This is a genomic window from Stenotrophomonas sp. PS02297 (assembly GCF_029959705.1).
In the GTDB taxonomy this organism is placed as follows: Bacteria; Pseudomonadota; Gammaproteobacteria; order Xanthomonadales; family Xanthomonadaceae; genus Stenotrophomonas; species Stenotrophomonas nitritireducens.
The window spans coordinates 1-2,327 of record NZ_JASCOS010000222.1; the positions used below are offsets into that span (position 1 = coordinate 1).

2 protein-coding genes are annotated in these 2,327 nt (G+C 72.4%); both read left to right on the forward strand.

The window, feature by feature from the left end; translation table 11 throughout:
- Nucleotides 1–1,383 (forward strand): tetratricopeptide repeat protein (locus tag QMX80_RS19015; RefSeq protein ID WP_282278738.1); only part of this gene is annotated, 1,383 nt, incomplete at its 5' end.
- Nucleotides 1,384–1,543: 160 nt separating this feature from the next.
- Complete coding sequence (locus QMX80_RS19020) at nt 1,544–2,113, forward strand: superoxide dismutase family protein (RefSeq protein ID WP_055772823.1); 570 nt, start codon at nt 1,544–1,546, stop codon at nt 2,111–2,113.
- Nucleotides 2,114–2,327 lie beyond the last annotated feature (214 nt).

Genomic DNA, 2,327 nt, shown 5'->3' on the forward strand with positions numbered 1-2,327 from the left:
GCGGGGGGGTGGGCGCGGGGCGCGTGCGTCCGCCGCACCGGGGTGTGGGGGGCCGCCGCCGCCCGGGGGGGGGCGGCACTGGTATCCGGCCTGGCCATCACCGCCTGGTCGCTGCGCGAAGCGCGCCAGGAGGCGGCACGGGCGAAGGTGACCTCGGAGTTCCTGGCCTCGGTGCTGGACAGCGTAGATCCGGCGATCTCGCAGGACATGGACAAGGCGCTGATGCTGCGCGTGCTCGACGATGCGTCCAGGCGCGCCGCGCGGGAGCTGGCCGCCTATCCGGACATCCAGGCCGACATGGAGCTGCTCATCGGCATCAACCAGAACAGCCTGGCGGAGTTCGGCCCTGCCGTCGCCCACCTGCAGGCGGTGCGCGAACTGGCCGGGCGGCATCCCGGCCTGCTCGAGTTCCAGTACCTGCGCGCGACCCAGGTGCTGGGCGATGCGCTGGTGGGCGCCGGCAAGCGGCGGGAAGCCGGCACCGTGCTTGCCGAGGGCATCGAACGGGCACGCGGCGGCAAGCCTGAGTACCTGTGGCTCGCCTACGACATGCAATCCCGCCTGGCGATGGTGCTCATCGATCTGGGGCGACCGGCCGAAGCATTGCGCGATGCGCGCGAGGCGGAGAGGGGACTGGCGCGCCTGCTGCCCGCGGACAACCAGAACCGCCTGGACGCGGAAAAGCGTCTCGCCAACGTGCTTTCCAGCACGGGCGGCCAGGTGCAGGCCATCGCGCTGCTGCGCGACCTTGTCCAGCGCCGGACGGCCGCCATGGGGGCCGATCATCCGCTGACCCTGGTCACCCGCCGCGATCTCGCCGTGGCCTATCTGTACCAGCGCGACTTCCCTGCCGCCGAAGTGCAGCTGCAGGAAGTGGTGAGCGCTTATCGGCGCCTGTATGGGGACGACAACAGCTATACCGCCTCCGCCCGCGGCCTGCTGGCCAGCGCCCTGCGCCAGCAGGGCAAGGTGGAGGAATCCGGGCCTCACTATCGCGCCGCGATGGAGTGGAGCAGCGCCCATTCGGGGCCGGAAGCGCTGGATACGCTCATCACCCGTCACAATCACGCCAACTGGCTGCTGGAGTCCGGCCACGCGGAAGCGTCGGAACAGGAGCAGCGCGCACTGCTGGAGATCGCGGACCGGACCCTGTCGCGCAACCACCCGGTCACCGCCGAGATCCTGCGCGGCCTGGCCGAGGCCGAACTGGCGCTCGGCGAAGTCGGCGCTGCGCATGGCCATGCCGAAGCCGCACTGCGGGCGATGCGGGCGGTCCATGGCGACGACAGCGACGATCCCCTGCGCAGCGTGCGCGAGACCCTGGCGAAGGTCGAGGCGGCCGGAAAGAAGGCGTCCGGCGGCTCGAGACAGGCACCGCCGTAGCGCACCGTCTGCGCTCACGCGGCTCGCATCGTGCATGCGCGGAGCCGCATCGGCGCCCGCGATCAGGGCGATGCGTGCGTTTGTCTGGTGCCGGGCATACGATGGTTTCCCTGCCCGAGGCAGGAGCAGACGACCATTGCAGATGCCCCGGGAGCCCACCATGCGCCTTCGCCTACCTCTGACGATCCTCGCCGGCAGCGCCCTGCTGGCCGGTTGCGGCACCCGCCCGCCGGCCAGGCCGGAAGCGCCGCCAGCGCCGGCGGCGGTCAGTACCGCGCAGATGGCCGAGGCGAACCTGGCACCGGCCTCGGCCAGCCTGGTCAGCGGGCGCGTGGCACTGGTGCCGGAAGCCGGCGGCGTACATATCACCGGCGTGATCGGCGGCCTGCCGCGCGGCCGCCAGGCTGCATTCCACGTGCACGAGAAGGGCGACTGCAGCGCGGTGGATGCCGCCAGCGCGGGCGGTCACTTCAACCCGGCGGCGCAGCCGCATGGCCGCGCCGGCAGCGGCGCGCACCATGCCGGCGACATGGACAACCTGCAGGCCAATGCCGATGGCGTCGTGCACGTGGACGTACACCTGCGCGGCGTTACCCTTGGCGGCGGCGCGGCCAACGACATCGCCGGCCGCGCGCTGGTGGTCCATGCCGATGCCGACGACTACCACAGCCAGCCGGCAGGCAATGCCGGCGCCCGGGTCGCCTGCGGGGTGATCCGCGTGACCCGCTGAATGCGGCGATCCGGTCGATCCGGCACCAATCAAGGGAGTACGACGATGCGTTTGATCCACACCAGCCTGTTCCTCGCCAGCGCCTTGGCGCTGGGCGCCTGCAAGCAGGGCGCCGAGCCCGCTGCCGCCCCCGCCGACGCCGCCAGCGCGCCGGCCCCGGCCGTCGATCCCGCCGCGCCGCCGGCCATGGAGCCTGCGGCGGCCAGCGCAGCAG